21 protein-coding genes are annotated in these 26,500 nt (G+C 65.0%); 11 read left to right on the forward strand and 10 right to left on the reverse strand.

Annotated elements, in window-relative coordinates:
• Nucleotides 1–95: 95 nt before the first annotated feature.
• Entirely contained in the window at nucleotides 96–1,796 is a 1,701-nt protein-coding gene (locus CH302_RS09750) for a bifunctional diguanylate cyclase/phosphodiesterase (RefSeq protein ID WP_037194917.1), read from the forward strand.
• Nucleotides 1,797–1,825: 29 nt separating this feature from the next.
• On the opposite strand, the gene CH302_RS09755 is transcribed toward CH302_RS09750, so the two are convergent.
• The 3 genes from CH302_RS09755 to CH302_RS09765 all read right to left on the reverse strand — a co-directional run bounded on the left by CH302_RS09755 (nucleotide 1,826) and on the right by CH302_RS09765 (nucleotide 5,376).
• Nucleotides 1,826–3,133 (reverse strand): amidohydrolase family protein, encoded by a 1,308-nt coding sequence (locus CH302_RS09755; RefSeq protein WP_037194919.1) that lies wholly within the window; start codon nucleotides 3,131–3,133, stop codon nucleotides 1,826–1,828.
• Nucleotides 3,134–3,162: 29 nt separating this feature from the next.
• Nucleotides 3,163–4,146 (reverse strand): isopenicillin N synthase family dioxygenase, encoded by a 984-nt coding sequence (locus CH302_RS09760; protein WP_037194920.1) that lies wholly within the window; start codon nucleotides 4,144–4,146, stop codon nucleotides 3,163–3,165.
• 63 nt (nucleotides 4,147–4,209) lie between these two features.
• Entirely contained in the window at nucleotides 4,210–5,376 is a 1,167-nt protein-coding gene (locus CH302_RS09765; protein WP_037194921.1) for an ABC transporter substrate-binding protein, read from the reverse strand.
• Between the two features lie 287 nt (nucleotides 5,377–5,663).
• Between CH302_RS09765 and CH302_RS09770 the strand changes: the two genes are divergently transcribed.
• From CH302_RS09770 to CH302_RS09780, 3 genes are all read left to right on the forward strand, one after another.
• Nucleotides 5,664–6,443, forward strand: a complete 780-nt coding sequence (locus CH302_RS09770) for an ABC transporter ATP-binding protein (RefSeq protein WP_037194922.1) — start codon at nucleotides 5,664–5,666, stop codon at nucleotides 6,441–6,443.
• A 101-nt stretch (nucleotides 6,444–6,544) separates the two neighbouring features.
• The gene (locus tag CH302_RS09775) at nucleotides 6,545–7,315 is read left to right on the forward strand and encodes an ABC transporter permease (protein ID WP_052048088.1); all 771 of its coding nucleotides are present in this window, start codon (nucleotides 6,545–6,547) and stop codon (nucleotides 7,313–7,315) included.
• A gap of 71 nt (nucleotides 7,316–7,386) precedes the next feature.
• Nucleotides 7,387–8,031, forward strand: a complete 645-nt coding sequence (locus tag CH302_RS09780) for a GntR family transcriptional regulator (protein ID WP_037195531.1) — start codon at nucleotides 7,387–7,389, stop codon at nucleotides 8,029–8,031.
• A gap of 12 nt (nucleotides 8,032–8,043) precedes the next feature.
• On the opposite strand, the gene CH302_RS09785 is transcribed toward CH302_RS09780, so the two are convergent.
• Complete coding sequence (locus CH302_RS09785) at nucleotides 8,044–8,340, reverse strand: putative quinol monooxygenase (RefSeq protein WP_037194925.1); 297 nt, start codon at nucleotides 8,338–8,340, stop codon at nucleotides 8,044–8,046.
• A 13-nt stretch (nucleotides 8,341–8,353) separates the two neighbouring features.
• Nucleotides 8,354–9,859 (reverse strand): PucR family transcriptional regulator, encoded by a 1,506-nt coding sequence (locus tag CH302_RS09790; protein WP_255137821.1) that lies wholly within the window; start codon nucleotides 9,857–9,859, stop codon nucleotides 8,354–8,356.
• A gap of 149 nt (nucleotides 9,860–10,008) precedes the next feature.
• Here CH302_RS09790 and CH302_RS09795 point away from each other — a divergent pair, with 149 nt between their 5' ends.
• From CH302_RS09795 to CH302_RS09825, 7 genes are all read left to right on the forward strand, one after another.
• Nucleotides 10,009–10,905: an FAD binding domain-containing protein gene (locus tag CH302_RS09795; RefSeq protein ID WP_230596455.1), complete on the forward strand. Its 897-nt coding sequence runs from the start codon at nucleotides 10,009–10,011 to the stop codon at nucleotides 10,903–10,905.
• Between the two features lie 2 nt (nucleotides 10,906–10,907).
• Nucleotides 10,908–11,381, forward strand: a complete 474-nt coding sequence (locus tag CH302_RS09800; protein ID WP_037194935.1) for a (2Fe-2S)-binding protein — start codon at nucleotides 10,908–10,910, stop codon at nucleotides 11,379–11,381.
• On the forward strand, nucleotides 11,378–12,730 hold the full coding sequence (locus tag CH302_RS09805; RefSeq protein ID WP_176460678.1) for an 8-oxoguanine deaminase: 1,353 nt from the start codon (nucleotides 11,378–11,380) through the stop codon (nucleotides 12,728–12,730). The genes CH302_RS09800 and CH302_RS09805 overlap by 4 nt, the downstream gene beginning before the upstream one ends.
• Nucleotides 12,727–15,051, forward strand: a complete 2,325-nt coding sequence (locus CH302_RS09810) for a xanthine dehydrogenase family protein molybdopterin-binding subunit (RefSeq protein WP_230596458.1) — start codon at nucleotides 12,727–12,729, stop codon at nucleotides 15,049–15,051. The genes CH302_RS09805 and CH302_RS09810 overlap by 4 nt, the downstream gene beginning before the upstream one ends.
• Before the next feature lie 122 nt (nucleotides 15,052–15,173).
• Entirely contained in the window at nucleotides 15,174–16,616 is a 1,443-nt protein-coding gene (locus CH302_RS09815) for an NCS2 family permease (protein WP_037194936.1), read from the forward strand.
• Between the two features lies 1 nt (nucleotide 16,617).
• The gene (locus tag CH302_RS09820) at nucleotides 16,618–17,694 is read left to right on the forward strand and encodes an XdhC family protein (protein ID WP_037194937.1); all 1,077 of its coding nucleotides are present in this window, start codon (nucleotides 16,618–16,620) and stop codon (nucleotides 17,692–17,694) included.
• Nucleotides 17,695–17,983: 289 nt separating this feature from the next.
• A complete protein-coding gene (locus CH302_RS09825) occupies nucleotides 17,984–20,305 on the forward strand; it encodes a DUF222 domain-containing protein (RefSeq protein ID WP_094649930.1) in 2,322 nt (773 codons plus the stop codon).
• Here CH302_RS09825 and allB read toward each other — a convergent pair.
• The 5 genes from allB to CH302_RS09850 are packed head-to-tail and all read right to left on the reverse strand — an operon-like array spanning nucleotide 20,302 to nucleotide 26,499.
• Entirely contained in the window at nucleotides 20,302–21,657 is a 1,356-nt protein-coding gene (gene allB, locus CH302_RS09830; protein WP_052048093.1) for an allantoinase AllB, read from the reverse strand. The genes CH302_RS09825 and allB overlap by 4 nt on opposite strands.
• Complete coding sequence (gene alc / locus CH302_RS09835) at nucleotides 21,608–22,651, reverse strand: allantoicase (RefSeq protein WP_037195068.1); 1,044 nt, start codon at nucleotides 22,649–22,651, stop codon at nucleotides 21,608–21,610. The genes allB and alc overlap by 50 nt, the downstream gene beginning before the upstream one ends.
• Nucleotides 22,648–23,799 carry a glycerate kinase gene (locus CH302_RS09840; RefSeq protein ID WP_037195070.1) on the reverse strand — a complete coding sequence of 384 codons (1,152 nt, stop codon included), beginning with the start codon at nucleotides 23,797–23,799 and terminating at the stop codon, nucleotides 22,648–22,650. Before CH302_RS09840 ends, alc begins: the two co-directional genes overlap by 4 nt.
• Nucleotides 23,800–23,801: 2 nt before the next feature.
• Nucleotides 23,802–25,601, reverse strand: a complete 1,800-nt coding sequence (gene gcl, locus CH302_RS09845; RefSeq protein WP_037195073.1) for a glyoxylate carboligase — start codon at nucleotides 25,599–25,601, stop codon at nucleotides 23,802–23,804.
• Between the two features lies 1 nt (nucleotide 25,602).
• A complete protein-coding gene (locus CH302_RS09850; RefSeq protein WP_037195075.1) occupies nucleotides 25,603–26,499 on the reverse strand; it encodes a 2-hydroxy-3-oxopropionate reductase in 897 nt (298 codons plus the stop codon).
• Between the last annotated feature and the right edge of the window lies 1 nt (nucleotide 26,500).

The raw sequence follows: 26,500 nt of genomic DNA on the forward strand, positions 1-26,500 counted from the left end.
AGGGGCCTTATTCGACGGAGGGCGTTGCGATTTCCGATCCGGGAGACTTCATCCCCACCGCCGAGGAGCGATGGGTTCGGCTGTTCATCAGCGGAATGACGCTGACGTTCGGATTGGCCGGTGTGCTGATGATCCCGGCGGGGCAGTTCTCCGAGTCGGTCTCGATCGCGGTGTTCCTCGCGTCTGCCACCACGTTGCCCGTGGCCATCGCCTGGTACCTCCGTCCCTGGACATCTCCTCGGCTGGCGGCTGCCTACGTCCTGTACGCCGATGTCGGCATCGTCTCGGTTCTGTTCTCGTTCCAGACCCCCTTCGACGCGATGCCCGGTTGCGCGATGTTCGCGATCGTCGCCGCATTCATCGTCATCGGAAGTTCCTATCGGGTGATGTTGATTCACCTCGGCGTCGCGACCGTCACGCTGCTGATGCTCGGGGTCCTGGCCGTGGCCGATGGCGCCGACCCGTGGTCGGCCGCGTCCCGCATCGTCACCATCGGTTCTCTCTATGCGGCCCCCTTCATGATCAAGGCCTACATCGGGCAACTCCGACTCAAGGCCGCGCGGGCGCTGCGCGACCCGCTGACCGGCCTGTGGAACAGACGCGGCTTGCTGGACACCATGGACACCCTGGGCGTCTCACCTTCCGAGGCCGGCGACGCGGTGGGGGTGACGGTTCTCGATATCGACCGGTTCAAGCAGATCAACGACAGATTCGGGCACCCCTCCGGCGACGCCGTTCTCATCGAGGTCGCCCGACGCCTGTCCACGGCAGTGGCCGATCGGTCGGCGGTCGCACGACTGGGCGGCGACGAGTTCGTGGTCGTCACAACCGGAACTCGCGAGGAGATCACCGAGTCGGACAACAGGATTCGGGCGGCCCTCGAGGAGACGTTCGACGGGCCTCGGTTCACCACCAGCCTCGGATCGGCGGTCGAAGCACTCGATTCCGATACCAGCATTCACGTCCTGGTTCGACAGTTGATCGCGCTGGCCGACATCGAGATGTACCGATTCAAGGCACGCACCTCCGGGAGCGCGGCGTCCGATCGTCTTCCCGAAACGAACTCGCACGAGCGGACACGGAGCCGGATCGACGAACTGATCGCATCCGGCGGACCCGACATCTTCTTCCAGCCCATCTGCGACACGGTCACCGGATCCGTCCTCGGTTTCGAGGCGCTCTCGCGCTTTCCCTTCGGTGCCGGATCTCCGTTGTCGTGGTACCGCGACGCTACCGAGGCCGGCATCGGTCCCCGCCTCGAACGTGCCGCACTCGACCGAGCGCTCGACGCTATGTGCGCGCTGCCGCCGGGATCGTTCGTTTCGCTCAACGCGTCCGCCGACACCATTCGCACGACGAACCTGCTCGATCGACTGCGCCCACACCTGGCGTCGCGGACGTTCCACCTCGAGATCACCGAGCACGAGCGTGTCGACGACTACCTCGCGCTCACCCGAGCCATCGACACTCTGCGTGCTGCGGGAGTGCAGATTTCCATCGACGACGTCGGTGCCGGATTCGCCGGTCTACGCCACGTCGTCGAACTGCGGCCGGACATCCTCAAAGTGGACTATGCGCTGGTGCACGGGATCGACCGTGACCCCCTGCGGCGAGCAGCCGCGACCGCGATCATCGACTTCGCTCGGCAGATCGACGCCACCGTCATCATGGAAGGCGTCGAGACCGAAGCGGAACTGCGGGTGGCGAGCGAACTCGGTGCCCAGATGGTCCAGGGGTTCCTCACCGGCCGACCGGAACCGGCGTCCGCGCACTCCCACCGACAAGTGACGAGGTAGTCGAACCCGGCTGCGTCCCACCGGTCCGGTCAACGGATCTCGCGCAGCGCCGCCACCAACTCCTCCTCCTCGACGCGGGTGCTTCGGCCGTCTCGAATCACGACCTCACCGTCCACCCAGACCGTGTCGACGACCTGGCGGGTACCGGTCGTCAACAACGATGCACCCGGATCGCGCACGGGTAGACATGCGAAATCGCGCTCGAACCGCACCATCGTCAGATCCGCGACATCGCCGGCCGCCACCCCGCCCGACCGCAGCGGTAGTCCCAGAGCCGTATTCGCCCCACCGGACGCCATGTCGATCATTGCCTCGAAGCCCAACAGGTCCGCCTTCTTGTTCACGGCCCGCTGCACGTACGCGCCGACGCGCATCGTTTCGAGCATGTCCTGGGTGTCGTTGCTGGCCGCACCGTCCACCCCGAGTCCGACGTGCAATCCCGCCGCCAACATGTCCGGGACGGCAGCGACCCCCGATCCCAGGCGCATGTTGCTCAACGGATTGTACGAAATTCCGACTCCGCGCTGCGCCAACCTCGCGCGGCCCTCGGCATCGAGTTCGACGCAGTGCACAGCCAGCACACGACCGTCGAGAAATCCGTGTCGATCGAGGTAATCCACCGCGCCGACGCCGGTGTGCTCGCGGCACATCGTGTCGTCGGTCTGCGTTTCGAGCAGGTGGATCATCACCGTCATGTCGCGGCAACGGGCGAACTCACTGACGGCAGCCATGCCGTCCGGTGTCAGCGAACGAGGGTTCGGCACCGCAACTGCGGGCGAGATACGACTCCCCGCAGTCACTTTCACGAGCTCGTCCAGGTGCTCGAGAACATCGGCCAACGGCTGCATCAGGCGGGGATCGAATCCCCACCGCCGGGTCGGATCGGCACGGTCGGCGGTTCCGCGGCCCAGCACCGCTCGGATTCCCGTGTCGCGCAGCCCTCTGATCACTGCGTCGTGCACCTCGGTGGACGGGTGGGGCCACATGTGCTCGACGAGAGTCGTTGTGCCACTCCGTAAAGCTTCGAGTGACGCCGCGACCGTCGCGGTGTACGCACGCTCGGGGGTGATGTCCACCGAGTCCTCCGCGACGGCGAGAAGCCACTCGAGCAAGGGAGTCCCCTCGGCGATCCCACGCATCAGCGACTGCTGCATATGGGTGTGGGTGTTGACGAACCCGGGAACGAGATAGGCACCGCTGCCGTCCGTTCCGCCGCCACCCGACAACGACGCGTCGCGGATGTCCGTCACGACGCCTGCCTCGATCACGACATCGCGGTGCGGCTGCCAGGATCTGCCGGAGTACACGGTGACGTCACGAACGATCGTGTCGTGCATGGTTGTTGCCCCCTCGTATCGTGTCGTCGTCATCCTGCAGAGGTGGACCCGGTGAAATTGGCGTTGATCCGTTGGTAGAGGTAGTCCTCCGCAATGATGGGCGCATACTTGCCGGACGGACCCTCGATCACCGCGTCTCGATTGGCCTGAGCGAAGAACGCGAGGCTGTAGCGAGCGCCCTGATACTCCTCGGGGCCGGGGTTCTTGACGCGGTGAAAATTGGACGGCAACAGGTCGTCGCTCCATCGCATCAGCATGTCGCCGATGTTGCACGTGATCGCGTCGTCCGAGGGTTCGATCGGGGTCCACTCCTGCGCGTCCATCTCGCGACCTGGGCACACCTGCAGACCGCCCTGTCCATTGCGTTGGAACAGCAGTGTGAGGCAATCGAAGTCGGTGTGCGCACCTGCGCGCCAGGTGTCTGCTGCCTCGTCGATGGCGAAGTAGTGCAACATGCGCAGCGTGCTCTGGTAGCTGTCGGCCGACGGATCATGGGCCAGGGTGAAGAAGTTCTGATCGAACCCAAGTCGGACGGCGAAACACGAGAGCAATTTCATCGCGAGTTCCCAGCATTTCGCCTCGAACGACAGGATGGTCTCGCGAAAACCGGCGACCTCGTCCTCCGTCGGCCAGAGATCGTCCATGTGCGGACGTGTGACCTGATAGGACTCCTTCTGATCGGGTGTTCCGATCGACGGCCGCACCTGCGACTTGTACTCCCAACCGGAGTTGAAGCCCTTCTTCAGCGGGTACTGCGCCTTGACCTCCTCCGGCAGTGCGAAGAATTCTTCGGCCGCTGCGAAAGCGCGTCGAACCTCATCCAGGTCGATTCCGTGTTCGACCACCTGAAAGAAGCCGATATCGGTAGCGGCACTCCACAGTTGTTCGGTGATGTCCTCACGACGAGAGTCGAAGTTCGACAGATCGATTCGACGGATCTCACGAGCCGTCGTCTCGGTGCCGATGCCGCCCATGCGGGCTTCGCGGTCCAGTTCGGTCAATGGGTGGTTCATCGGTCGTCATTCTCCTACAGGTGGGCGTTCGTGGTGGGTGGTGCGCCGATCGAGCGGTGTCGATCAAGAGATGCCGATGGAGGGATCGGTGAAGCGATTGGTGAAGAGTTGCTCGGCAGTCAGGTCTGCCGGAAGACGGGCACCGTCGGCGGCGAGGACGGGCCCGAGTTCGGCGAGGTTGTTCTGTGTGCGCGCCGCGTCGTACGTTCCCACCGACCCGTCGGCTTCGTTGGCGATCAGCCCTCGCTCCTTCAGCAGCGCCGAACTGAACGCTGCTTCACCGTCGGTGTACGGAGTGAACGACGTGTCCTGCGCGACGATGTCGACGATGGTGGAGTCGGTCTCCTCAGGCGCGGTGATGTAGTCGGCGGTCGCCTGCTGGACCAACGGAACGAGCTTGTCCAAGCAAGGTGCCATCGCGTCGAGTTTGTCGGCTCGTACCGAGAGGTTCGATGCGTAGATGTCGAATCCGGTGTCCTTGACGAGCTGATACGAGACCGGCTTGCCCCAGGCCGGTGTGTCCGATTCGTAGGTGTAGGGCTCCGAATTGGCGAAACCCTGCTGGGCGATCTGCGGATCACCGACGAATCTGGCCGGAGCTCCGTCGTACCCGGTGTCGAGTTGCGAGGACTTCAGCAGCCCCTTCTCCACGAGCCATTGCGGAAATATCTGCTCCTTGGACACCACGACGGTGGCGTCGGATCGTCCGATGTCGGCGATCGACGTCCAGTCCGGGTGGCTTTCCGGGTCCCACATCAGGATCGCGGGGCTGTACTTCAACAGTGGCGTCACTCCGACGACCGGTTGATCTGCCGCAGCGGCAATCACTTGGTCGCCGTGCACGATGCCGAGGTCGATCGAATCGTCCACGTACATCTGCGACGTCACCGATTGGAATCCGATCGCCGGCCCACCCGCTCGGAGCGAGAGGTCGATGCCGGTGTCCCTGCCGCCTGTCACCAGTGGGCCGGTGACGGACTTCTCGTCCGTGTTCACGGAGTAGCCGGGACCGAGCATGCCAAACAGCGCGCCCATGTCGGACTGCGGCTGCCACTGGAGCTGAACAGTGAGCGTCGACGGACACAGTCCGGCCAGACTGTCCTGGGCTGCAACGGCTTCCAGGGGCTCCGAGCCGGTCGGTTCGGTGTCGCCTGCGCTGCACGCGCTCACGCAGACCGATAACGCAACTGCAACCGCCGCAGCGGCGGCCCGAGTCTTCTTGGTGACCATAGCGAGTAACTCTCTTCTGGTGGGGGTGTGAGACACGTTGTGGGAAACCGGCATTCGGCCGAGGAGGCGACGAGCGGCTGAGCACAGTGTGCACGAGCGATGATTACATGTAAAGAGGAAAGCAGCCCTGCATGCGGTTCCGACTCGATTGTCGCCATCCAAGTCCTGTTCATAGCCGTCCGTCCGACGACAGGTCACCCAGAATTTACGAGCAGAAACTCGTACGTAATGCATGCAATACATCCTTCCAACTACCAAATTACATGCAATCAACGCCTGGAGCCCCGATGGATCTGATCGATACCGTGCTCGATGTCGACGCGACGTCATTGATGAAGAACTCACAGATCACCTTCGACAAGGCGGTCAAACGATTCCCGACCGGCACGACAGCACTCGACGGTATCGACCTCGACGTCCGCAGAGGCGAGTTCGTTGCCGTGGTCGGTCCGTCGGGCTGCGGGAAGTCCACTCTGCTGCGCATGGCCGCCGGTCTGGATCGGTGCACGAGCGGCAATGTTTGTGTTGCAACATATTCCGTCGGGTTCATCTTCCAGGAACCCACGTTGTTGCCGTGGCGCAACGTGCAGAGCAACATCGAACTCTCAGCGGAGCTCGGAGGCGTCGACAAGAAAACTCGTCGCGAACGCGCAAGCGCGGCCATCGACGCGGTGGGATTGACCGGCTTCGCCGACCAACTGCCGAGTGCGCTGTCCGGTGGCATGAAGATGCGAGTGTCGCTGGCCAGGGCGCTCACGTCCCTGCCCGAGGTTCTGCTGCTGGACGAGCCGTTCGGTGCCCTCGACGAGATGACGCGATACGACATGCAAGCCCTTCTACACCGCCTCTGCAACAAGAAGAAGTTCACCGCCATGTTCATCACACACTCGGTGTCCGAGGCCGTCTTTCTCGCCGATCGCGTCGTCGTCATGACGCCCCGACCCGGCAGGATTCACTCGGTGGTGAACATCGAGTTCGACAGGCCCCGCACCGAGAGCCTGCGATTCGACCGGACCTTCACCGAGTACGTCGCACAGATCTCCGCGAGCCTGCGGGGAGTTGCGTGATGACTCAGACGCTGTCGGTCCTCGTGCCGCGTATTCGTGCAGCCGGAGCGGTCGGGGACCGCGGCGCGATCCTGGCGAGAAAGCCGAAGACCTCGCTGAGCATGATCGGCGTACCCCTGGCGTCCTTCGCCGTGGCACTGGCGGCCTGGTACGCCGTGACGTACCTCGTCCTCGAGCCACAGCGACGTTTTCTGCTCCCGGCACCCCATCGCGTCCTGACGCTGTCACTCCTCGACTCCGCACACCTGATGCCGATGCTCGAGGCCCTTGCCGTCACGGCTCGGGTGACTGCAATCGGGTTCGTCATCGCCGTCCTGTTCGGTGTGACCGTCGGCGTCCTGATGAATCAGGCACGCTGGATCGAGCGTGCGGTGTATCCGTATGCCGTTGCCCTGCAGGTCATTCCCATCCTCGCAATCGTGCCACTGATCGGGCTGTGGTTCGGCTACGGCATGGTCGCCCGTACTATCGTCTGCGTGATGATCGCGGCGTTCCCGATCATCACCAACACCCACTTCGGATTGCGCTCGGTCGATCGCGGGCTGCACGAACTGTTCACTCTCGGCCGAGCGAGCCGGTGGGAGCGCTTGACCAAACTCGAACTGCGCGCGGCACTTCCCTCGATCCTGACCGGCATCCGCACCGCCGCTGGACTGGTGGTCGTCGGCGCGATCATCGGTGACATGTTCTTCGCGAAGGGAGAACCAGGCATCGGGACCCTGCTCGACGTCTATCGCAGCCGGTTGCAGTCCGAGGACCTCATCGCGGCGATCGCCATCGCGTCGGCCTTCGGAATCGCAGTCTTCTCGTTGTTCGGAATCCTCTCTCGCGCTCTCGTAGGCACGTGGCACGCATCGGGCTCGGACTCGTGATTCGGGTATCGCACGCGGTGTAGGCGAGAATGTCCATCGGCACGATACGACGCACGTAACGGATGGAATCCATGACCACTTCCGAACGGGAACTTCTCACCGAGTCGGTTCATGCAACTCTGCGAGAGCAGATATTTTCCGGAGAGTTGCCTCCCGGCACCCCGCTGAGCGTCCCGGCGTTGGCCGCCAAGTTGAACGTCAGCCGCACACCGGTGCGGGAGGCGGTGCAGCAGTTGATCTACGAGGGGATCGCCGTACACACCCGCAACGCCGGTGCCAAGGTGGATTCGCTCGATGCCAACACCATTCGATCCGTGTTCGAGGTCCGAGAACTTCTCGACGGACTGGCGGCACATCGAGCAACGCTGAACGCCACGAACGACGTCGTGGACGAGCTCCGGGTCATGGTCGCCGAGCAACGCGCGCTGCTCGATCAGCCGGCAGACGCACAGCGCGATGCGCTGCTGGACCTTCGCTTCCACACGCGCATTCGCGACGTGGCCGGCAACCGTCCGCTCAGTGACGCGCTGTTACGACTCGACAGTCAGGCGCACCTGTATCGCACCGACATGTGGTCGGGCGAGACTGCTCGGCGACTCGCGGTGTCCGAGCACGAACGCATCGTGGACGCCATCGAGACCGGCGACGCCGAAGCTGCCCGGATTGCGGCCTCGGCGCATGTCGCGGGATTGCTCGTGCGCATCACACGAACCTGATTCAGCGCCCGATCAGATCGACGAATCGACGGTGAACTTCGTCAGAGTCGGCGCGGCGGCGAGCAGCGGCGGCAACTCGGCGATCTTGCCCGGTCCGGCGCGGAACTCGCGGTACTTCGCATCGGCCTCGGCCGACTCCCACGTCTCGTAGGCGATCACGTGTGCCTCGTTCTCCTCGTCGACCCACACCTCGACTCCGAGGCAACCGTCGAATGCGCGAGTATCGGCGAGCACCGTCCGCAGCAACGCGCGGGCATCGGCCACGGACTCGGGCTTGAACGTCAGATCCAACAGAGCGATGAGTGCCATGGCTTCACACTAGTCATCTCAGCCGAAGTGCCAAGTAGAACTCGATTCTGTCCTCCAGTCGCGACAGATCGCGGCCGGTGAGTTCCTCGATGCGCTGGATGCGATATCGGACGGAATTGACGTGCATGTGCAGTTGTTCGGCACATCGCGTCCAGGCACCGTTGGTGTCGAGGTACACCGACAATGTCTCCACGAGATCACTGTTGTGCAGGTCGTCGTAGTCGACCAGGGGAGTCAGCAGCCTCGAGGTGAACATGCGTCGCACGTCATCGGGAACGTTGGCGAGAAGTATTGTCAACGTGGCCAATTCATCGTGCCCGACGACGCTGCAGTCCGAGCCACGGCGCTCGGCGAGCCGGCGGGCGTAGCGCGCTTCCTCGATCGCGCTTCGGATGTCGGCGGGCGCGGTCGGAGCGCTGACACCGATCGAGGTGCCGCTACCGATCAGTCCCGGCGCCAACGTGTGGACGGCTCGCCGAACCGAATCGGTTCGATCGGTTCTCGCCTCCACCAGCGCGATGGCCTCGTCGTCGACGATTCCGACCGTGATCTCCAACGGTGCCAGCACTTCTCGCAGCAGCGGGCGTAGCTCACCGAGGCGCAGGGTCTCGCCGGATGTGGCCACAGCCACTGCAGCGTAACGTGTTTCGATATCGAGTCCGATGACGTGCATCTGGGCGAGGATGTCTGCGGCCGTCGCGCCCCCGACGATCGTGCGCACGAATTCCTGCGCCAGTATTCCCGAGCCCGACAGGCGATCGTCGACGCGACTGCGCTCCACGGCCACGATCGACGCCAGCTGCCCGGCCAGGGAGAGCCTCGGCGCATCCCATGTCTGCCAATCACTTTCGAAGGCCACGAACCAATCCACGACCCGCGGTGCGGACTCTCCATCGACAGCGAACACCGAGACTCTCTGCTCTCGGCAGTACCGCGGCAGCCGCACCGACGACATGAATTCCTGCGCCACGGCTTCGGTGTCCGGCGGATTGTCGGATCCGGCGAGTACCCGTCCCGACGCAGTGACGACCCAACAGTTCATGCCCAGATCGGAGCTGACCATCTCCAGCAGCGGACCCAGCCCGCCGCCCGGGCCGGCACTTGCAACGAGACGTCGATGCCGGTCGAGCACGAGACTCAGGTCCGAGGCTCTCGCCGTCGACAGTTGCCGGACCACGCTCTCGGTGACCGTGGCGAAAGCGATGTCGGCGGGTACACGAAAGAGCGGCAGCCCGTGCTCGAGGCAGGCGTCGACCAGATCGTCGGGCACGACGCCGTCGTCGGATGCCGCCAGCGCCGAGATCCCGGCCTTGGACACCGCCCGTACGAACGTCCTCGAGTCCTCGGGGCCCGTCCGCCACATCAGGCCGGTCAAGACCAGTTCGCCCCCGCTGAGGTAGCGGCTCGGATCGAGCATGTCGGTGGTCACGACCCATCGGATGGTCGGATCGAAGTGCTCGGGAGCGACGATCGGCTGCAGTTTCAGATCGGCGAGACCAGCCAGATCACGCAGCCTCACGGTGACATCGACCTCCTCTTCGTAGGATCCTCCAAAACCTACACTGTGATCGGCGTCATACTTCGTCGTTCCTGTCTCTCGTTCCCAACGCCTCAGGCCGCTGTACTGGGTGAACACGAAGCAGGAGTGGAGCCTGCAGGAACGACCCGATGAAGAAGACAGCGAGCGGAGTACCGAATATGGATTTTCTGCGACCACAGACCTGGGGCGACGCGTTGGCCGCGAAGGCCGACGATGTCGACGCGGTGCCCATCCAGGGCGGCACCGACGTCATGGTCGAGATGAACTTCGACCTGCACCGGCCGGGCGCATTGCTGGATCTGAACCCGATCACCGAACTCACCGAATGGGAACAGCTCCCCGACGGGACGCTACGGGTGGGCGCAGGCGTGCCCTACGTTCGCATCATCGCCGAGCTCGGAGACATGCTTCCCGGCATCGCCCAGGCCTCCCGCACCGTCGGTTCACCGCAGATCCGCAATCGCGGCACCGTCGGCGGCAACCTCGGTGGCGCGTCACCCGCAGGTGATCTGCACGCGCCTCTGCTCGCGGCGGGCGCAACCGTGGAGGTCGAATCGGCCGAGCGCGGTGTACGCATGATTCCCGCGACCGAGTTCTACCTCGGCGTCAAGCGCAATTCCTGCCGGCCGGACGAACTCATCCGCGCCTTCCACGTGGCACCGGCAGCGGGACCGCAGTACTTCTCGAAGATCGGCACCCGCAACGCCATGGTCATCGCCGTCTGCTCGTTCTCGATCGCGCTGTTTCCACAGGAGGGTCGCGTCGGTACCGGTCTCGGCTCCGCTGCGCCGACGCCGCGCCGGGCTTACGATGCCGAGAACTACCTCGCGGCCGAACTCGAGTGGGACGGTGCCCTCGATCCTGGGGTGTCGGAGGAATTCGGCCGATTGGTCAGTGCGGCAGCAAGTCCCATCGACGACGTACGAGGCACTGCCGATTACCGCAAGCACGCCCTGTCCGTTATGGCCCGGCGAACACTGGGTTGGGCATGGCGAGACCTCACAGCCGCACGGAAGGTGGCCTGAACATGCGAGTCAACTGCACCATCAACGGAAAAGACATGGAAGCCGACGACGTCTGGGAGGGCGAGAGTCTGCTGTACCTGTTGCGCGAACGCATGGGACTACCCGGATCCAAGAACGCGTGCGAACAAGGCGAATGCGGTTCGTGCACCGTCTATCTCGACGGCATTCCGGCGTGCGCTTGCCTGGTGGCAGCCGGTCAGGTCGAGGGCCGCGAGATTCGTACCGTCGAAGGCCTCGCCGACGGCGAGAAGCTGGACCCGATGCAAGAAGCGTTCGTCGAGTGCGGTGCCGTCCAGTGCGGCTTCTGTACGCCGGGACTGGTGGTCCAGGCTCACGATCTGATCGAACGTGTTCCCGATCCGTCCGACGCCGAGATCCGTGAATCTCTCGCCGGAAACCTCTGCCGCTGCACCGGATACGAGAAGATCCTGGATGCCGTACGGCTCGCAGCAACTCGAAAGGCCGAAGCCAAATGACCACGGTGATCTCGGGCGCCTACATCGCTCCCATCGTCGGGGACGAGATCCCCTCCGGATACCTCGTCGTCGAGGGCACCACGATCAGTGCCATCGGTTCGGGCCCGGCACCGGTGATCGCCGGAGCCGAGACGATCGACGCGTCCGGCTGCCTCGTCATCCCAGGCCTGGTGAACACCCACCACCACCTGTACCAGTGGGCGTCCCAGGGCCTGGCCAAGGACAACACGCTCTTCGAATGGCTTGTCGCACTCTACAAGCCGTGGTCCAAGATGGACGCCGAGGTGGTCGGCGGTGCCGCCGCTGCCGGTCTCGGTTGGCTCGCGAAATCGGGCTGTACCACCAGCACCGATCACCACTACATCTTCCCCAAGGGCCGAGGCGACCTGTTCGCGGCCGAGATCGACGCCGCACAGCGGATCGGCGTGCGGTTCCAACCGTGCCGCGGCTCGATGGACCGGGGTGTGTCCGACGGCGGTCTGCCACCGGACGAGGTGGTCGAATCGCTCGACGACATCCTCACCGCCACGGCCGAGGCAATCGACACCTATCACGACGCCTCCTTCGGTTCGATGCTCCGCATCGCGGTCGCACCGTGCTCCCCGTTCTCGATCAGCAAGGAGCTGCTCGTCGAGTCCGCCACCCTCGCTCGCGCCAAAGGTGTTCGGCTGCATACTCATCTGGCCGAGACGCTGGACGAAGAAGAGCACTGCCTCGCTCAGATGAACTGCACCCCGGTCGAATACATGGAGCAGGTCGGCTGGCTCGGTGACGACGTGTGGTTCGCCCACGCGGTACACCTGCACGATTCCGACATCGCGAAGATGGCGGCCACCGGCACCGGCACTGCGCACTGCCCGAGTTCCAATGCACGGTTGGGCGCAGGCATCGCCAGAATCTCCGATCTACTCGCCGCCGGCGCACCCGTCGGCCTCGGAGTCGACGGCTCGGCCTCGGCCGAAATGGTGCCGCTCGCAGGCGAGGTCCGCCAGGCGATGTACATGCAGCGGGCCAAGTACGGTCCGACAGCACTGACGGCGCGTCAGGCACTCGAGATCGGAACGCTCGGCGGTGCAACGGTACTGGGCCGACAGAGCGAGATCGGTTCGCTCGAAGTCGGCAAGCTCGCCGACATCGCGATCTGGCGCACCGACGGCTTCTATTCGGCGGTGGACGATCCCGTCGTCGCGTTCGCGTACGGACAGACACCGCCGCTGGCTCGCTTGATGGTCGGTGGACGGACGATCGTCGAGAACGATGTGTTGACCAGCGCACCCCAGGACGAGATCGGCCGCGCCGGAGCCGACGCGCACCGTCGCCTGATGAAACTCGCGGAGGACGTGCTGTGAGCGCCCCGACCACCACACCCCGGCAAGCTCCCGCCGACATCCCCGCACCGGGACGCGGCCGCGTCGGAGACAGTCCCCTGCGACCCGACGGAACACTGAAGGTCAAGGGCGAGTTCGCATATTCGTCGGACCTGTTCATCGACGGCATGCTCTGGGGCGCAACGCTCCGAAGTCCGCATCCGCGCGCCAAGATCGTCTCGGTCGACATCTCGCAGGCTCTCGCGACACCCGGCGTCGAGGCGGTACTCACCCACGACGACGTGCCGGGACGCAAGTGCTTCGGGCTCGACCACACGTGGGATCAGCCGGTACTGGCCTTCGACGAGGTCCGGCACGAAGGTGAACCGATCGCGCTGATCGCGGCCGATCATCCCGAGACCGCCCGGCGCGCAATGGAAAAGATCGTTGTGGTGTACGACGTTCTCGAGCCTCTGACCGACGCCCGACGCGCAGCACTGGACCCGGACTACCCGAAGGTGCAGGAACGCGGCGGGGTGGCGCGCCATCAGCCGGTGCGTGTCGGCAACGTCGCCGCCGCCCGGGCGACCGCTGACGTGATCGTCAGCAGCGACTTCGCCGTCGGGATTCAGGATCAGGCATTCCTGGGACCCGAATCGGGTCTGGCTGTTCCGGCCGAGGACGGCGGCATCGACCTCTACGTCGCAACCCAGTGGATGCACAACGATCTGGCCCAGATCGGACCGTGCCTCGGACTGCCCGAGGAGAAGATCCGGATGACGCTCGCCGGCGTCGGTGGGGCATTCGGTGGCCGCGAAGACCTGTCGATGCAAATTCACGCCGCGATGCTCGCCATGCACACCGGCAAGCCCGTCAAGATCGTCTACAACCGCTACGAGTCGTTCTTCGGACACGTTCACCGCCACCCCGCGCAGATGCACTACGAGTACGGCGCGACCCGCGACGGCAAGCTCGTGTTCGCCGATGTCGAGATCATCCTCGACGGTGGCGCGTACACCTCGGCCACCCTCAACGTCGTCGGCAACGCAGCCTCACTGGGCGTCGGACCGTACGTCATTCCCAACATCGAGATCGACGCCTACGGCGTGTACACGAACAATCCACCCTGCGGCGCGATGCGTGGATTCGGCGCAGTGCAAGCATGTTTCGCATACGAGTCGATGATGGACAAGCTCGGCGAGGCCTGCGGTATCGGTCCCGTGGCCATCCGGCAGATCAACGCCGTCAGCCAGGGTTCGATCCTCGCAACCGGCCAGGTCATCGAAGCACCTGCCCCACTGGCCGAGATGCTCGCCCGAGCCGAGGCGATGGAAATGCCTGCCCCCGTGGACGCGTCGGACATCCGTAATCTGCCGGGCGGGGCGTCGCAGACCACCCACGGCGAAGGCGTCGTACGCGGAATCGGATACGGCGTCGGCATCAAGAACATCTGCTTCTCCGAGAACTACGACGACTACTCCACCGCGCGCGTTCGACTGGAGGTGATCGGCGGTGAGGCAACAGCATTGGTACACACGGCCGCTGCCGAGGTCGGACAGGGTCTGGTGACGCTGGAGGCGCAGATCGCACGCACCGAGCTCGGCGTCACCAAGGTCGTCATCCATCCCGCCGACACCAAGGTCGGTAATGCCGGCTCCTCGTCCGCGTCGCGGCAGTCGTACATGACCGGCGGCGCAGTCAAGACCGCGTGCGAGGCTGTCCGCGAGGCAGTGTTCGTCCTGGCCGGCCTGTACCTCGGCCGCGCGGTTGCCGACCTGAGCCTCGACGGCGGCAAGATCGTCTCGGCCACCGACGGTGTGCTGGCGACGATCGAGGACGTTCTCGGCGAGCGGGTCATCGAGCAGACGCGTGAATTCCACCATCGCCCCACCAGCGGAATGGATCCGGTCACCGGACAAGGAGCGAGCCACACCCAGCTCGCACTGTGTGTCCATCGCGCCGTGGTGGACGTCGACGTCGAACTCGGTCTGGTCAAGGTCGTCGAGATGGCGGCCGTGCAGGACGTCGGCAAGATCCTCAACCGGCTGTCGCTCGAAGGCCAGATCCACGGCGGCACAGCGCAGGGCCTCGGCCTTGCAGTGATGGAAGAGATCGTCGTCGTCGACGGTCTCGTGAAGAACCCGTCGTTCACCGATTACCTCATTCCGACGATTCTCGACATGCCGCCCATGAAGCTGGACATCCTCGAGAACCCGGATCCCCTTGCACCGTACGGTCTTCGCGGGGCGGGCGAGCCACCCACCCTCTCCTCGACCCCCGCCGTGGTCGCGGCCATCCGCAACGCCACCGGGCTCGCGCTGACCCGCGTGCCCGTCCGACCCGAACACATCATCAACAGCTGATCCGAGTTCCATCCCCATTCGACGAAACCTTCTCCGGCACAACCGCACCGACGCCAACTCCCCCGGCACGTCGGCCCGGCCCCACGCTCGACGAGGTTGATCACGCCCTGGGAGGGCCGATCATGACCGACGTACGTACATCCAGCACTCGCCAAAGTGGACGAGGTCGATCCCAGATCGACAAGTTCTTCGACATCACCGGCCGGGGCTCCACGCTCTCCCGCGAGATTCGCGGTGGTGTCACCACATTCGTGGCCATGGCCTACTTGATCGTTCTCATCCCGCTGATCATCGGTGACGCCCGCGATGTCACCGGGGCAACGCTCGATCCGGCGCAGCTGTCGACCATGGTGGCGTTGTCCGCCGGTCTGACGACCATCCTGATGGGGGTCGTCGGAAACGCGCCCCTCGCCATGGCGGCCGGCCTCGGGGTGACACCGATCGTGGTGTTCCAGGCGGCCCCGTACATGACCTGGCCACAGGCGATGGGGCTGGTGGTTCTCGAAGGCGTGGTCATCGTCGTCTTCGCTCTCACCGGCATTCGGCAACTGATCATGGATGCCATACCACTGGTTCTCAAGCAGGCGATCGGCGTCGGGATCGGTGCATTCATCGCGCTCATCGGCCTGGTCGACGCAGGGTTCGTCGGGCACCACGAGTCAGCAGCAACCGCAGTCACCCTCGGCACGTTCGGCAAGCTCGCCGGCTGGCCCGTGTTCGTCTTCTGCGTCGGCCTGGTCCTGATGATCATGCTGTTCGTGCGGAAAGTGCCGGGCGCGATGCTCATCGGCATCTTCGTGGCCACCAACCTGGCGATCATCCTGAACTCGGTGTTCGACATCGAACCGGAGGCGTGGGGACCGGTCGTTCCGAAGGTGCCCGATTCCATCGTCGCCACACCACAATTCGACCTACTGTTCAACGTCGACCTGTTCGGCGGCTTCGCACGGGCCGGAATCGTCACGGCGTCGGTCGTCCTGTTCACTCTCGTTCTCTCGGGCTTCTTCGACGCCATGGGCACCATCCTCGGTGTCGGCGAGGAAGCAGGTCTGGTCGACAAGCAGGGCAGGATGCCGGGATTGAGCCGCATCCTCACCGTCGACGGCATCGGTGCCATCGTAGGAGGCGCGATCAACGGATCGGCCAACACGGCCGTCGTGGAGTCCGCGGCAGGCGTCACCGAAGGTGCCCGGACCGGCCTTGCCAGCGTTGTCACCGGCGGATTGCTGACGAGCCTGATCTTCTTCACCCCGCTGGCCGGCGTGGTCCCCGTTGGAGCCGCTGCACCGGCACTGGTTCTGGTGGGCGCGCTGATGATGACGCACGTACGCAAGATCGACTGGGAGAACACCGAAATCGCGATCCCGGCCTTCCTCACCATCGTCCTGATGCCCTTCACCTACTCGATCACCGTCGGTGTTGCAGCAGGCGTCATCTCGTACACCCTGGTTCGTCTCGCCAAAGGCAAAGCACGCCAGACGCATTGGCTGCTGTACCTGATGTCGGGTATCTTCTTGGTCTACTTCGCCCTGCACCCGATCGAAGAAGCGTTGGGAATCTCGTAACGTGAAAGAAATTGTCGATCGTCTGTCCGCCTGGGACCACGCAGGCGTTCCCTACGCGGTGGCGACGGTCATCGCGGTATCCGGAAGTGCTCCACGGCTTCCGGGTGCTGCGATGGCGGTGTGCGCCGACGGTGAAGCAGTCGGCAGCGTCTCCGGTGGCTGCGTCGAAGGTGCAGTGTACGAGCTGTGCCGCGAGGTTCTCGAGACCGGCGAGTCCAAGCGAGAGTCGTTCGGCTACAGCGACATCGATGCCTTCGCGGTCGGCTTGACCTGCGGGGGAGTGATCGAGGTGTTCGTGCGCCTCGGTCCTCCGCGGGCCGTGCTCGCGGCCATCGCGTCGGATACTGCGGTGGCCACGGTCACGATGCTCGACGGCTCCGGGCAGTCGCTCGCGGTCTCGTCCTCGGCCACAATGGGTACGACCGGTTTTTCGGACGTCGACGCGGTGGTCGTCGGTGAGGCGCTGGCGATGCTGGACTCCGGCGGTACCGGCATCCGGTCGGTGCGGTGCCGGCCTGACCTCGACGTGTTCGTACAGTCCTACGCCACTGCACCGCGGCTGCTGATCTTCGGGGCAATCGACTACGCAGGAGCACTCGCGCGGGTGGGCAAGTTCCTCGGGTTCCACGTGACGGTGTGCGATGCTCGCCCCGTGTTCGCCACTGCTGCACGGTTTCCCGACGCCGACGAGGTCGTCACCGAATGGCCGCACAGCTACCTGGCGCGAACTATGGTCGATGCCCGGACGGTGATCTGCGTACTGACGCACGATGCCAAATTCGATGTGCCGCTGCTCGAGGTGGCTTTGAGACTGCCCGTCGCATTCGTAGGGGCAATGGGATCGCGCAGAACTCATGACGATCGGGCGGCCCGGTTGCGTGACGTCGGGTTGACCGAGCAGGAGCTCGCACGGTTGAAGTCGCCGATCGGCTTGGACTTGGGTGCGAGAACTCCGGAGGAGACTGCGCTGGCCATCGCGGCGGAATTCGTGGCCGTGCGACGTGGGGGTAGCGCGCTGCCTTTGACACGTACGGCGGGCCCGATCCACCACGACGAGGCGAACGCGAAATACGCGTAAGCCTTCCATGTAGACAACGTCCCGTCGTCAACCTTCGACTTCTGCCCGGCACCCCCGGCCGGATCGCCACATCTATACCCCCTGCGCTTCGACTCCCCGCGCAAGACGTGGGTAGTGAATCCACCTGGACCGCCGATCAAGGGTCATCCCCCCGGCACTATCCCTTCCACCCGAGATTGCCTGCACGAGTCGCCTGAATCGACACTTTCGGTTCTTGTCGGTGGGCCGAGATAGTCTCCTTTCAGTTCGAACGCACGTTCTGAATTGTTGCTCACCGGGGGGTGAAAAAATGGGTGCAATACCGACTGTGTCACTGGAGGCGTTGACCGCTGCCGCGCGTGAGGAGAATCGGCACGCGGCCCGCAAGATCACCGCCTGCTACACCGTGCACTGCGACTGGATCACCCGCGACACCGAACACAAGCACTACAGCCGATACGGACGCACCGAAATGGCTGTCGCGTTGGGCTGCTCGGCGACCGTCGCCGAATCGTATGTATCCATCGGCGTAGCCCTGCACACCCGACTCCCACTACTACGAGCAGCATTCGAGACCGGGGAGATCGACCTCCCCCGCGTGCGGACCGCATGCCGGATCCTCGACAACCTCTCCGACGACATCGTCACGTCGGTCGAGAAAGAGGTGGTCGAGGCGGCGCGGAGGTCGTCCCCGGGCCCGCTCGAGCAGGCGATCTGGGACATCCTGCTGCGGATTGCTCCGGAGGAAGCAGCGGCACTGCGGGAGTTCGCGAAGAAATTCCGCACCGTCACCTACAGTCCCGCCGGCGAACTCGCCCGCATCCGAGCCGAGTTGACCGCACCCGAAGCCGCCGCCGCCTGGCAACTCCTCGAAGAGATGGCCGACACCCTCTGCCCCAAAGACCCGCGCGGGAAGAAAGAACGCCTCTGTGATGCGTTCATGGCCCGCATGCACGGCGAACCCCAACTGGCATGCCTGTGCCACCGCCCCGACTGCCCGAAGAAAGACACAGTGCTGCCGGATCGGCGGGTGCCGTTGACGATGATCACCGTCGACATCGCCACCCTCATCGGACTGCTCGCCAACCCCGCCTACCTGGCCGGGCATGGTTCCATCGACCCCGACCTCGCGCAGGAGCTGGCACGCAACAGCCATTGGCAGATCCTGCTCACCGAAGCAGTCACCCTTGCGGAGAAACTCGGACTGGCAGTCCAGAACCCGGAGACCGGGGAATGGGAAAAGACCTCGGACAGCGAAAACGACGGGAGCCCTACAGAACCCGAGACAGGAACAGCGACGGACGACGACAAAGACGCGGGCTCGGGCCCGGGCATGGCTGGAGACTCGAGTGCGGGTGCTGATGCGGGAACTGAGTCGGCCACGGACTCGGGTAGGGAGGCTGATTCCTCGACCGAACGTAATTCGGCCAGTTCACCTTCACCTGCAGCTGTACCTGGGAGCACCCCGGCAACCGAACCAGCAGCACCCGAGGCACCGGCAGATGAGACCGACGCGAGCGACGATGCCGAGAAGAACGACGAGTCCGCACCCACACCTGCGACCGACCCGTCGGCAACTGCTGACCCAGGCACCACCGACCCTGTCCAGAAGCACACAGCAACACGCGCTACCGCACCGCTGACCGACTCGCTGGCGGAGGCAACGTCGGCCACCGGCCCTGAGGCAGTTGCATCGTCCGAACCCGCGTCAGCTTCACGATCACCTGCGGAACAGACATCGCCGGTACCAGGTATCGCACCGAACTGTCCGGAATCCGGTTCGCCCACAACCGCATGCGGCTCCACAAGATCCGGCCCAACGTCAGCCGACGGCCCAGCACCGGGAACAGGCGCGGCTGCGGCTGCGGCTGCGGCTGCCGCTGCCGCCAGCGACAACCCACGCCAACGCCGCCTGGGATCGCTGGCCTCCGCCGCAGCCCTGTTCTGCACCCACACCCCCGTCGGCCGGGGCACACGGCACAGCTCCGCCCTCGATCTCCCGACACTGAACCGCGCCGCCCTGAACCACGCTGCCCTGAACCAGTCGGGACTCGGGCCTTCGGGCAACCGCGGTAGCTGTACAGCCAGTGGCATCTACCTCGGCAACGCCTCCCTCGCCGCAGCACTCGAAGCCGCGATCGCCGCCGACCCCACCCTCGGCACATCCGTACCCCGCGACCCACTGACCGACCGCGCCCTGATCGACCGACCCGACACGCTCACCACCGCAGCCGTCCGACTACGCGACAAACACTGCCGCTTTCCCGGCTGCCACCGACCCGCCGCACGCTGCCAACTCGACCACATCACCGCCTTCGACCACCCCAACCCCCTCGGCGGAGGATGGACCACCGTCAACAACCTCCAATGCCTCTGCGACTACCACCACAGTGTCAAAACCGCCGGCTACTGGACCGCCACCATGCTCCCCGGCGGAGCCATCCTCTGGAGATCCACATCCAAGACCACCCGAATCACCCTGCCCACCAACGGCACAGCCGTACCCATCCTCGGCAACGACCTCAGACCACACATCCCCACCCGACCGACACGATCAGGCGTCATCGCCTACCCCGACCCACCCGACAACCAACAGCCCGAACCAGACGACACGGCAACACCGCCGTTCTAGTTGCGCGCCAGCAATCGCCCGGTCGAGGATTCCGACCCCGCGATCCACGACCGTCGCACCACACCCGACAAACCCAGTCGATCGTAGGCAGTCACCGGGTTGCGGTGGTACAGCTGCGCAACGTCGACGGTGAACCTCTCGTCGGGAGCGAACGCCACAAGGTCTGCAGCGCTTCCGATTTCGATGCGCCCACGATCCGTCATCCCCACCTGGTCGGCGGTGTTGGTGGCCATCCACCGCACGATGTCGGTCAGCGCGAACCCACGGGCACGCGCCTCGGTCCACACCGCAGCCAGCGACACCTGCAACGACGCGATCCCACCCCAGGCATCACCGAAGTCTCCGGTGTCGAACCTCTTCAGATCGGGAGTACAGGGGGAGTGGTCGGTCACGATGGTGTCGATGGTGCCGTCGGACAAACCCTGCCACAACAACTCTCGGTTACCGGCTTCGCGGATCGGCGGGCAGCACTTGAACTGCGTGGCCCCGGCCGGTACGGCCTCGGCGTCGAAACACAGGTAGTGCGGACAGGTTTCGACGGTCACCCGCACCCCCTCGCGCTTGGCCGCCGCGATCATCGGCAACGCATCGGCACTCGACAGGTGCAGAATATGCACCCGACACCCTGTCCGACGAGACAACTCGATCACCTGCTCGATGGCCCGGTTCTCGGCCGCACGTGGGCGCGACTCGAGGAATCCCGAGTACTCACGGCCCGCCGCCGACGGTGCCTCGGCGATCACCTCGGCGTTCTCGGCGTGCACGATCATCAGCCCGTCGAACGACGCGATCTCGATCAGAGCCTTCTCGAGCTCCGGAATCGTCAGCGGCGGAAACTCGTCCACCCCCGACGCGAGCAGGAAGCACTTGAAGCCGAAGACACCCGCATCGTGCAGTGGTCGCAGCTGATCGACATTCCCCGGCACGGCACCGCCCCAGAATCCGACGTTCACCACCGACTGATCCGCCGCCACCCGACGCTTGATCTCCAACGCTGCGACGTCCACCGTCGGGGGGATGCTGTTGAGCGGCATGTCGACGATGGTCGTGATGCCACCAGCCGCGGCAGCCCGGGTCGCGCTCGCGAACCCTTCCCATTCGGTACGCCCTGGCTCGTTGACGTGAACGTGGGTGTCCACCAAACCCGGCAGCAGCACCTCATCCGGACCGAGCTCGACCACCACCGCCGCAGATACGCGCGCATCCAAGGAGTCGATTGCCACGATGCGGCCGTCGGACACGGAGATCGAGGCCGCAACCTCCCGTCCACCGATCACCGCCCGCGAAGCGCGAACAACCAGATCAGACTGCACTGGAGACACTCTGGAGCTCGGACGACTTCCATGCGACATCTGCCGCATCGAGGGCTTCGGCGTCGAGCTCCCCGAACAATCGCAATCGGGACAGTCCGCCGTCGGGGTATACGTCCAGTCGCAGGTGCGTGTACGCGGCGGCCTCGTTCAGCAGGAACCGGTGGCGCGTATCCGGTTGAACAGCGGTGCGGGGCAGAATCTCGCTCCACGCCGTCGGGTCCGTGATGTGCCGGCGACGAGAATCGATGGCGCTGAGCCGGATCCACCCCGGTGCGTTGCCGACGTAGTAGCTCGTATCGACCTCGACGTGGCGCGGGGTGCCGGGTGATGCGAGAGCGAACACTGCGAAGTCGTTGCCGCCGTTACGTCGTCGGGAATTCTCCCAGCCTTCGCCCATATTACGAGCCCGCCCGGGCAGGATGATGTTGGCCGGCGAGGAGTAGAACGCATCGGAGCAATCGGTGAGCCGAGCGCCGTTCTCTGCGGCGAGCAGGTCGACGGTGCCTGTCAGGAACCGCGGATCCTGCACCACCTGACCGTGCACACGGAACCGGGCGACGCCGCCGTCGGGGTAGATCGACAGCCGCACATGCGTCCACCGGTGCCGATCGGCCACCGCGTACGTGTTTGCAGTGTCACCGACTGCGGGGGACTTGTCGACGATGCTGTGCCACTCCGCATTCTGCACATCCTCGATGGAGGGATAGCCGTCGATCGACGCCGCCTCGATGGAGACGAACGGCGGGTAGTTGCCGGTGAAGTGAGCGGTGTCGACGACGACGCCGTGCACGATGCCCGGGGAGCCCAGTCGCACGATCGCCCAGTCGTGACCGCCTTCGTCACGACGACGCCGAGTCTCCCACCCGTCGTACACCTTTCCCTTGTGGCCGAAGTCCGCGGGATCGAACAGCGGAGCATCGGGCTTGATCAGGTTCTCGCGCTGGGCGAACAGCTCGTCGTTCGCCGCCGAGACGCTGCCGCCGAGCGCCCGAGAAGCCAGATCGGTGAGCGTGGTGAAATCGGTTCCGGTCATGAAGTTCCTTCCAAAATGTGTGTGGTGGCCAACGTTCGGCCGACCTCGTGCAACAGCCTGGCCGCGTCACGCATCGAGATCTGCGCGTCCGGCTCCAGGTCGGTCAGTGCATAGGAGGCGGTGATTCCGTAGGGGCGCAATCGATCCATGCCGACCACGCTGCGTCCCGCAACGGTGATCACCGGAACACCGGCTGCACGCGCAGCGTGCGCGACGCCGATCGGTGCCTTGCCGTGCAGGCTCTGTTCGTCCAGCGACCCCTCGCCGGTGACGACCAGATCGGCCGACGCCAGAGCGCTGCCGAAGTCGATCAACTCGAGCACGGTCTCGATCCCCGGCTTGGCCGCAGCACCGAGTACGGCCATGGCACCGAAGGCGGTTCCGCCGGCCGCCCCGGTGCCCGCCAGACCGCTGAGGTCACGGCCGATTGCGTTGCGCACCAGATGCGCCCACTGCCGCATGCCGTGTTCCAGATACAGCAACTCCTGCGGTCCGGCACCTTTCTGCGGGCCGTAGACGGCCGCGGCTCCGGTGACACCGAGCAACGGATTGTCGACGTCGCAGGCCAGCTCGAACACCGCATTCCGAGCCGACGGCAACAAGCCGCTCAAGTCGAGGTGGACTGCACCGCGCAGCGGACCACCGCCGAGCGCGACGTCGTTGCCGTCGGCATCGAGGATCCGCGCACCGAGTGCGACGAGCATTCCGGCACCGCCGTCGGTGGATGCGCTGCCCCCGAGTCCGACGACGATTCGCCGCGCACCTGAAACAGACCCTGCACCTGCCTCGAGTGCGTGTGCAATGACGGTGCCGAGCCCGAATGTGCTGGATCCCAGAGCATCCATCCGTCCGTCGGGCAGGAGCTCGAGCCCGACCGCCGACGCCAGTTCGACGACGGCGGTATCACCCCGGCGAGCGTACGAGGTATCGACCGGTTCACCGGTCGGTCCCGAGCAGGTCACTGCCACTCGGTCCCACCCGGCGGCGACGGCAGCATCGACGGTGCCGTCACCGCCGTCGGCGACGGGCAGGCACACCGTCTCGAGTGACGGGTCGACCGCAACCAGACCCTCGGCCAATGCCCGAGCAACCTCGGCTGCCGACAGCGAGCCCTTGAACTTGTCCGGAGCGAGCAGAATTCGTGTCATCTCTAGTCCAGCAGAAGCAGCGCGGTGGGTGCGTCCGCCGAGGTGTTGGCCAGTTCCTCGAATTCACCGACGTTGTCGATCTCGGTGCCCATCGAGATGTTGGTGACCCGCTCGAGGATGATTTCCACGACGACGGGAACCTTGTGCTCGTTGGCCAGAGTCCTGGCCCGCACGAGCGCCTCACCGATGAGCTCGGGTTCGGTGACGCGAAGCGCTTTGCAGCCCAGCCCTTCTGCCACCTGCACGTGGTCGACGCCGTAGCCCTTGGGGATACCGGGCTGAGTGTCCACGGTGTCCTGGTGGTTGATGTTGTCGAATCCCAACTGCACGCAGAAGTCCATGTCGAACGCGCGCTGCGCCTGACGGATCAGCCCGAGGTACGAGTTGTTCACCACCACGTGCACGTAGGGCAGATTGAACTGCGCACCGACGGCCAGCTCTTCGATCATGAACTGGAAGTCGTAATCCCCGGACAGTGCAACGACATTCGCCTTGGGATCGGCAGCCACCGCACCGAGCGCCGCGGGAATGGTCCAGCCGAGCGGGCCGGCCTGCCCGCAGTTGATCCAGTTGCGCGGGGAGTAGACGTGCAGGAACTGACCGCCCGCGATCTGGGACAGCCCGATGGTGCTGATGTAGCGGGTATCGCGATCGAAGACCTTGTTCATCTCCTCGTACACACGCTGCGGCTTGATCGGCACGTTCTCGAAGTGAGTGCGGCGATGCATCGTGCGCTTGCGGGTCGCACAGTCCTCGACCCAACCCGAGAGATCGCGGAGGGTACCTGCGGCACGGCGCTCCTCGGCGACGGCCACGAACTGCTCGAGAGCCGCTTTGGCGTCGGAGATGATGCCGTAGTCGGGTGCGAAGACGCGTCCGATCTGGGTCGGTTCGATGTCGACGTGGACGAACTTCCGGCCCTTGCGGTAGGTCTCCAGGCCGCCGGTATGCCTGTTGGCCCAACGGTTTCCGATGCCGAGCACGAAGTCCGAGGCCAACATGGTTGCGTTGCCGTACCGGTGTGCGGTCTGCAAACCGACCATGCCTGCGGCGAGGCGGTGATCGTCCGGGATGGTGCCCCAGCCCATCAGGGTCGGGATGACCGGCACGTCGAGGATCTCGGCGAGCTGCACGAGCAAGTCGGAGGCATCGGCGTTGATGATGCCTCCGCCGGCCACGATCAACGGGCGCTCGGCAGCCAGGAGCATGTCGATGGCCTTCTCGGCCTGAGCACGCGAGGCGACGGGCTTGTGCACGGGCAGCGACTGGTACGTCTCGGGATCGAAGTCGATCTCGGCCAACTGCACGTCGATGGGCAGATCGATCAGCACCGGACCGGGGCGACCGGAGCGCATCAGATGGAACGCCTGCGCGAAGGCACCGGGAACCTGAGCCGGCTCGAGCACCGTCATCGCCATCTTGGTGACGGGTGCCGCGATCGACGCGATGTCGACGGCCTGGAAGTCCTCCTTGTGCAGCCGCGCCACCGGGGCCTGGCCGGTGATGGCGAGGATCGGAATCGAGTCGGCCATGGCCGAATACAGCCCGGTGATCATGTCGGTGCCGGCCGGACCGGAGGTACCGATGCAGATGCCGATGTTGCCCGGTGCGGCCCGGGTGAAGCCCTCCGCCATGTGCGAGGCACCTTCGACGTGGCGGGCCAGCACGTGGCGGATGCCACCGTGACTGCGCATCGACGCGTAGAAGGGATTGATGGCCGCACCGGGGAGACCGAATGCGGTTGTTGCACCTTCGAGTTCGAGGATCTTCACTGCGGCATCGGCCGCACGCATCCTGGCCATGTCAGTTGTCCTTGCTTGTGATCGGGGATCCCGAGAGCCGAGCGACACCGCGGTACAGCGCCGAATGATCCAGGCCGCCATCGCCGTTGGCTCGGGCCGAGGCCATCAGCTGCGCCAGCACAGCGCCCATGGGAATTACGACGCCCGCCTCGCGAGCGGCCGAGGTGACGATGCCGAGATCCTTGTGGTGCAGGTCGATGCGGAACCCGGGCTCGAACGAGCGGTCGAGCATCTTCTGGGCCTTCTGGTTCAGCACGGCCGAACCGGCGAGGCCTCCGCCGAGAACCTCGACCGACGCGGCCAGATCGACGCCGTAGGCTTCGAGGAACGCGATCGCCTCGGCGAGCACCTGGATGTTGCCGGCCACGATCAACTGGTTGGCCGCCTTGACCGTCTGCCCGGATCCGCTCGGACCCACGTGCACGACGGTCTTGCCGACGACGTCGAGAATCGGCTTGGCCGTGGCGAAGTCGTCCGCGCTGCCACCGACCATGATCGACAGAGTCGCGTTCTCGGCACCGGCCTGGCCACCGGAGACCGGGGCGTCGAGGATCCGGAATCCGCGTGAGGACGCGTCGGCAGCCAACGTGGCGGTGACGTCGGGGCGGATGCTGGAGAAGTCGATGATCAGCGCGTCGCGTCGAGCATTGTCGAACACACCGCCTTCACCGGCGAGAACGTCCTGCACATCCGGGGAGTCGGGGACCATGATCGCGACGATGTCGGCGTCGTGGACGGCCTTGGCGATCGAGTCGGCTGCGGTGCCGCCGGCGTCGACGAGGGGACCGGTGCGGTCGGGCGTCAGGTTGTAGCCGACCACCTGGTGGCCTGCCTTGGCGAGATGAACGGACATGGGACTGCCCATGATCCCGAGGCCGATGAATGCAATGGTGCTCATG

The organism is Rhodococcus sp. 15-2388-1-1a (genome assembly GCF_002259145.1).
In the GTDB taxonomy this organism is placed as follows: Bacteria; Actinomycetota; Actinomycetes; order Mycobacteriales; family Mycobacteriaceae; genus Rhodococcoides.

Excerpts from the sequence above, each read along its gene's own strand:
- CH302_RS09750 (WP_037194917.1), top strand. The coding sequence starts at position 96 with ATGACGCTGACGTTCGGATTGGCCGGTGTGCTGATGATCCCGGCGGGG.
- CH302_RS09755 (WP_037194919.1), bottom strand. The coding sequence starts at position 3,133 with ATGCACGACACGATCGTTCGTGACGTCACCGTGTACTCCGGCAGATCC.
- CH302_RS09760 (WP_037194920.1), bottom strand. The coding sequence starts at position 4,146 with ATGAACCACCCATTGACCGAACTGGACCGCGAAGCCCGCATGGGCGGC.
- CH302_RS09765 (WP_037194921.1), bottom strand. The coding sequence starts at position 5,376 with ATGGTCACCAAGAAGACTCGGGCCGCCGCTGCGGCGGTTGCAGTTGCG.
- CH302_RS09770 (WP_037194922.1), top strand. The coding sequence starts at position 5,664 with ATGGATCTGATCGATACCGTGCTCGATGTCGACGCGACGTCATTGATG.
- CH302_RS09775 (WP_052048088.1), top strand. The coding sequence starts at position 6,545 with ATGATCGGCGTACCCCTGGCGTCCTTCGCCGTGGCACTGGCGGCCTGG.
- CH302_RS09780 (WP_037195531.1), top strand. The coding sequence starts at position 7,387 with ATGACCACTTCCGAACGGGAACTTCTCACCGAGTCGGTTCATGCAACT.
- CH302_RS09785 (WP_037194925.1), bottom strand. The coding sequence starts at position 8,340 with ATGGCACTCATCGCTCTGTTGGATCTGACGTTCAAGCCCGAGTCCGTG.
- CH302_RS09795 (WP_230596455.1), top strand. The coding sequence starts at position 10,009 with ATGAAGAAGACAGCGAGCGGAGTACCGAATATGGATTTTCTGCGACCA.
- CH302_RS09800 (WP_037194935.1), top strand. The coding sequence starts at position 10,908 with ATGCGAGTCAACTGCACCATCAACGGAAAAGACATGGAAGCCGACGAC.
- CH302_RS09805 (WP_176460678.1), top strand. The coding sequence starts at position 11,378 with ATGACCACGGTGATCTCGGGCGCCTACATCGCTCCCATCGTCGGGGAC.
- CH302_RS09815 (WP_037194936.1), top strand. The coding sequence starts at position 15,174 with ATGACCGACGTACGTACATCCAGCACTCGCCAAAGTGGACGAGGTCGA.
- CH302_RS09825 (WP_094649930.1), top strand. The coding sequence starts at position 17,984 with ATGGGTGCAATACCGACTGTGTCACTGGAGGCGTTGACCGCTGCCGCG.
- allB (WP_052048093.1), bottom strand. The coding sequence starts at position 21,657 with ATGTCGCATGGAAGTCGTCCGAGCTCCAGAGTGTCTCCAGTGCAGTCT.
- alc (WP_037195068.1), bottom strand. The coding sequence starts at position 22,651 with ATGACCGGAACCGATTTCACCACGCTCACCGATCTGGCTTCTCGGGCG.
- CH302_RS09840 (WP_037195070.1), bottom strand. The coding sequence starts at position 23,799 with ATGACACGAATTCTGCTCGCTCCGGACAAGTTCAAGGGCTCGCTGTCG.
- gcl (WP_037195073.1), bottom strand. The coding sequence starts at position 25,601 with ATGGCCAGGATGCGTGCGGCCGATGCCGCAGTGAAGATCCTCGAACTC.
- CH302_RS09850 (WP_037195075.1), bottom strand. The coding sequence starts at position 26,499 with ATGAGCACCATTGCATTCATCGGCCTCGGGATCATGGGCAGTCCCATG.